General features: G+C 36.0%; 3 protein-coding genes. All 3 read right to left on the minus strand.

The genetic code is table 11. The features are described 5' to 3' along the window. Positions 1-2,881, minus strand: a 2,881-nt coding sequence (gene carB, locus OEW78_RS09760) for a carbamoyl-phosphate synthase (glutamine-hydrolyzing) large subunit (protein WP_300327108.1), incomplete at its 3' end; no start/stop codon positions are given. A gap of 2 nt (positions 2,882-2,883) precedes the next feature. Beyond that, on the minus strand, positions 2,884-3,981 hold the full coding sequence (carA, locus tag OEW78_RS09765; protein ID WP_300327110.1) for a glutamine-hydrolyzing carbamoyl-phosphate synthase small subunit: 1,098 nt from the start codon (positions 3,979-3,981) through the stop codon (positions 2,884-2,886). 131 nt (positions 3,982-4,112) lie between these two features. Next, on the minus strand, positions 4,113-5,079 hold a 967-nt coding region (locus OEW78_RS09770; protein WP_300327109.1), incomplete at its 5' end, for an ATP-binding protein.

Here is a 5,079-nt window from a genome sequence, read left to right on the forward strand (position 1 = left end):
TTGCAATGGTAGGGAGTAATTTTTCTTTATTTTGAGCTCCTCCGACAGTCACTAGTGCAGATCCTTTATCAGGCAAATTATACCCAACTGAAGTCAATCCTTTAGACAATGCATCATAGAAGCTATTTCCAAAACATGCAGCCTCACCAGTAGATTGCATTTCAACACCTAATGCAATATCTGCACCTTCTAACTGCATAAAAGAAAATTGTGGAACTTTAATCCCATAATTAGGGATTTTTTGCCATTTATTTTCAGGAATACTAGGTAGAGGTTTGTTTAAAATTGCCTTTGCAGCAAGAGAGATGAGGTTTGTTTTTACTAATTTAGAAACAAACGGCATAGAACGTGAAGCACGTATGTTTAGCTCTATCACATATACATGATCATTATGAACCAAAAATTGCAGATTAAACGGCCCTTTGATGTTAAATGTCAAGGCAATCTTTTTTGTGTATTCATTTATTGTTTCAATAATTTTATTACTTAAACGCCATGGAGGAATTACCATCATTGCATCTCCAGAATGCACACCTGCACTATCAATATGTTCAACAATTGCTCCTATTACAACTTCTTTTCCATTACTAATTCCATCTACATCTACTTCAAGCGAATTTAACATGAATTTTGAAATTACAACAGGATGATCAGGAGATACATCTGTTGCTTCTTTGACATATGTTTTCAGTTCTTCTTGGGACCAAACAACTTTCATTGCAGCTCCAGACAAAACATATGAGGGTCTAACAATTACAGGGAACTCAACTTCTTGAGCAAAAGATTTTGCTTCATTAAGATTAGTAAAAGCTTGCCATCGAGGTTGCTGAATATGTAATTTGTCAAGTTCTGCACTGAATTTTGAACGATCTTCTGCCCTATCAACATCATGTGCACTAGTACCTAGAATATTCACACCGTGTTGAGCAAGGCCAAGAGTCAAGTTATTTGCAGTTTGCCCACCAACACATGTGATTATTCCTTTAGGGTTTTCAAAGTCGACAATATCCAAAATTCTTTCTTCAGTGAGTTCTTCAAAATACAATCTCGTACAAATATCATAATCAGTTGAAACAGTTTCAGGATTACAATTAACTACTGAGATATTTTTCTCCCCATTTTCTTGTAGGCCCCAAACCATATTCACAGTGCCCCAATCAAATTCAACACTACTGCCTATTCTGTATGGGCCGGCTCCAAGCACAATAGTGCCTTTTTCATCTGAAGAGATCACTACATCATTAGAATGTCCACCATATGTAAAATACAGATAGTTAGTTACTGCAGGCCATTCAGCAGCTAGCGTGTCAATCTGTTTAACAGAAGGGATTACGCCTAATTTCTTTCTTAAATCACGGATTTCATCAGGAGTCTTGTCTTTAGCACGGGCAATTTGCTTGTCAGAAAATCCAGTTTTTTTAGCCTCCCAAAGAAGAGATTCATCAAGTTCAGATTTCTTGAGTTTTTCTTCAACATTGACAATATGTTTTATTTTTTCTATGAACCAAGGATCAACAGTAGATAGTTTGTAAATTCGTTCAACAGAAATTCCCATCTTTAATGCAATAGCAACATGATAGAGAATTCGATCATCATGATGAGATAGATTGTATTCAATATCTTCTTCAGTATATTTTTGTCCGTTAGTACGATTCAAAACCAATCCATCATTTCCAATATCCAACATTCGAATTGCTTTTTGGAATGATTCCTCAAATGTTCTTCCAACTGCCATGACCTCTCCAACAGATTTCATCGTAGGTCCGAGTCGCCTGTTTACTAATTCGAATTTGTCAAAATCCCATCTAGGATGTTTACATACAATATAATCAAGCGAAGGTTCAAAACAAGCTGTAGTATTTTTTGTGATTCTATTAACTAATTCTGATAAATTATAGCCCAATCCAATTTTTGAAGACATGTACGCCAAAGGATATCCTGTGGCTTTACTTGCCAATGCAGATGAACGTGATAGCCTAGGATTGATTTCAATTGCAACATATTTATCGGAATCAGGAGCAAGTGCATATTGAATATTACATTCACCTACAATTCCAACATGTTTTGTAGCACGTAATGCTGCAGAACGTAACATATGATATTCATGATTGTCTATTGTTTGGGATGGAGCAACTACAATGTTGTCACCAGTGTGTGCTTTCATTGAGAGGACATTTTCCATGTTACAGACAATTACATTATTTCCATCATAATCTTGCATCACCTCATATTCAATTTGTTTCCAATGACCAATGTATTCTTCAACTAGGACTTGTTTGACCAGACTAGCTTTGAGACCACGCTCTACAATTTCATGCAATTCAATCTCATTATATGCAACGCCACCGCCTCTTCCACCCAGAGTATATGCAACTCTAATAATTACAGGATAGGATAGTTCTTCAGCTGCCCTTTTAGCATCTTCAAAATTATTAACAGTCTTACTTTTCAGCACAGGAACGCCTGCTTCACCCATAGAATCTTTGAAAAGTTGCCTATCCTCGGTTTTCTGAATGCCTTTAATTTGAGTCCCAAGTACATTTACACCATATTTTTTGAGAATTCCAGCCTCATCAAGATTAACCCCACAATTCAGGGCAGTTTGCCCTCCATATGCCAACATAATTCCATCAGGTCTTTCTTTTTCGATAATAGATTCAACATATTCAGCGTTTACAGGAAGTAAATACACTTGATCTGCAAATCTAGTATCAGTTTGGATAGTTGCAATGTTTGGGTTGATTAGAACGCTGTTTATTCCATCTTCACGAATTGCTTTAAGACATTGACTTCCAGAATAATCAAATTCACCTGCTTCACCAATTTTGATAGCCCCGCTTCCAAGTACCAAAATTTTTTTTAATGATTCATTTTTAGGCATTTTTATTTCTCCATTAGTTGTTTTAATTCTTCAAAAACAAACTTACAATCAAAAGGACCAGGTGCAGCTTCAGGATGGAATTGTACTGCGATGCAGTTTTGTTTTTTGTGTTTAATTCCTTCGACGGTTTTATCATCAGCATTTGTAAACCACAATTTAAAATCAGATTTTTCAATAGATTCAGGAGTAATACCGTATCCATGATTTTGACTTGTTACATATACTTGGTTATTTTCAAGATTAATACAGGATTTGTTTTGTCCTCGATGTCCGTATTTTAATTTGTAAGTTTCAGTGTTTCCTGCAATACCAATTATTTGTGCACCCAAGCAAATACCTAGTGTAGGTACGTTATTTGCAATTAATTTTTTGGCAGTGTCAATCGTATCAGGACATTTTTGTGGATCACCAGGACCACTGCTTAGAACAACGCCATCAGGGTTATACGACATAATTTTTTCATATGGAGTATTCCATGGAACCAGTATTGCTTTGTAACCCAGTTCTAAAACATTTCTTAAAATTGCATTTTTTGCACCAGTATCAACTACAACCACAGATTTTTCATCATTGCCAAAGATTTGTTCTTCTTTTGTAGATACCGCATCCATGAATTGTTCAGAATCATAATGTTTTGCAGAAACAAGTTGTTTTCTTATAGATTCAACATCAATTTCAGTATCAGATACAACAAGTGCTGCCATCATGACACCACCAGTTCGAAGTTTTTTTGTCAATTCTCGAGTATCAATACCTGAGATTCCAGGCACTTTTTCATCATTCATCCATTCATCCAAAGTCATAGTAAGATTCCAATGACTAGCAGTTAGCGATAGTTCATGAACAACTAACCCACGAATTTGTATTTTATCAGATTCAAAGAATTTTGGGATTCCATTATCATCTTTAACTGATGGATCGGGAACCCCATAGTTTCCAACCAGAGGATAAGTCAACGTAAGAATTTGACCATTGTATGACGGATCAGTAAGAGCCTCAGTATATCCAACCATCCCAGTATTGAAGACAATTTCCCCAAAAACAGTCGTAGAATAACCAAATCCTTGGCCATCAAGAACAGTGCCATCATTAAAAATCAGCTTTCCAAACTTGTTTGCGTGGCTTGATTTCTTTGTAGTAATTGTGACCCTCGTAAAGTCCGAGTCATTGTGAATTTAAGTTTTATGTGTTATGAAAATTCAAAAAATTGATCGCAAAAAATAAAATTAGATCAGAGTGCTTGGAATTCTTCGCTCCATTTGTGATAAGCGCGAATCATTTCAGTTGAAACACTAGGTTTTCTTCTTTCCATAATATTTTTGAAATCAGCTGTGGTAAGTTCTCTGGGTTGAACTGGTTCCTCACCTTCAACGGGTTCATGATAATCTGGAGCATTAAAAATTTCATGAACTGTTTTTATTTGCGCAGCTTGACAAATATCTTTAATATCACTTGCACTGTATCCATCAAACAGTTTTGCTAATTCAGCATTATTTACCTGGTAATTTTTGTTCAGTTTTTCAGTATATTGTTCAAAGAGGTTTTCTCTTGCAGCTTGTGTAGGCAATGAAACATAAATTCTCTTTTGGAATCTTCTAAGGAATGGCCAATCAAGACTCCATGGTTTGTTTGTTGCACCAATTACATACAACATCAAATCTTTTCCTTTCCCATTAACACCATCCATTTCAGTCAAGAATTGATTTTTAGTTCTGACTTCTCCTCCTACCTCACTGTTTCTGGAACCCAATAAAGAATCCACTTCATCTACAAATAAGATAACAGGTTTGCCTTCTTTCTCAGCATACTGTCGTGCCATGGCAAATAACTTTGAAACATTCTTTTCTGCTTCACCTAGCCATTTGCTCATCATTGATGATGCATCAACATTAATGAAATAACCATCCATCTCGTTTGCAGTTGCTGCTGCAAGCATAGTTTTTCCTGTTCCTGGTGGTCCATACAACAACATTCCTTTTGGCCATCCAAGTGGAAAAAGATCAGGTCGTTTAGTTGGATATACAATTGATTCACGTAATGCGCTTTTTGCATCATCTAGACCAATTACCTGGTCCCAAGTAACGTCAGGTTTTTCTTTCATGATTAATTCTTCAAAATCATTTTCGTTTTCTTGTCTCTGAACAGATTTCTTTTGATCCTCCTCAGAAGCTTTTGGATCTACTGCGGGTTCAACACCA

It is taken from the genome of Candidatus Nitrosopumilus sp. (assembly GCF_029882185.1).
Lineage (GTDB): Archaea > Thermoproteota > Nitrososphaeria > Nitrososphaerales > Nitrosopumilaceae > Nitrosopumilus.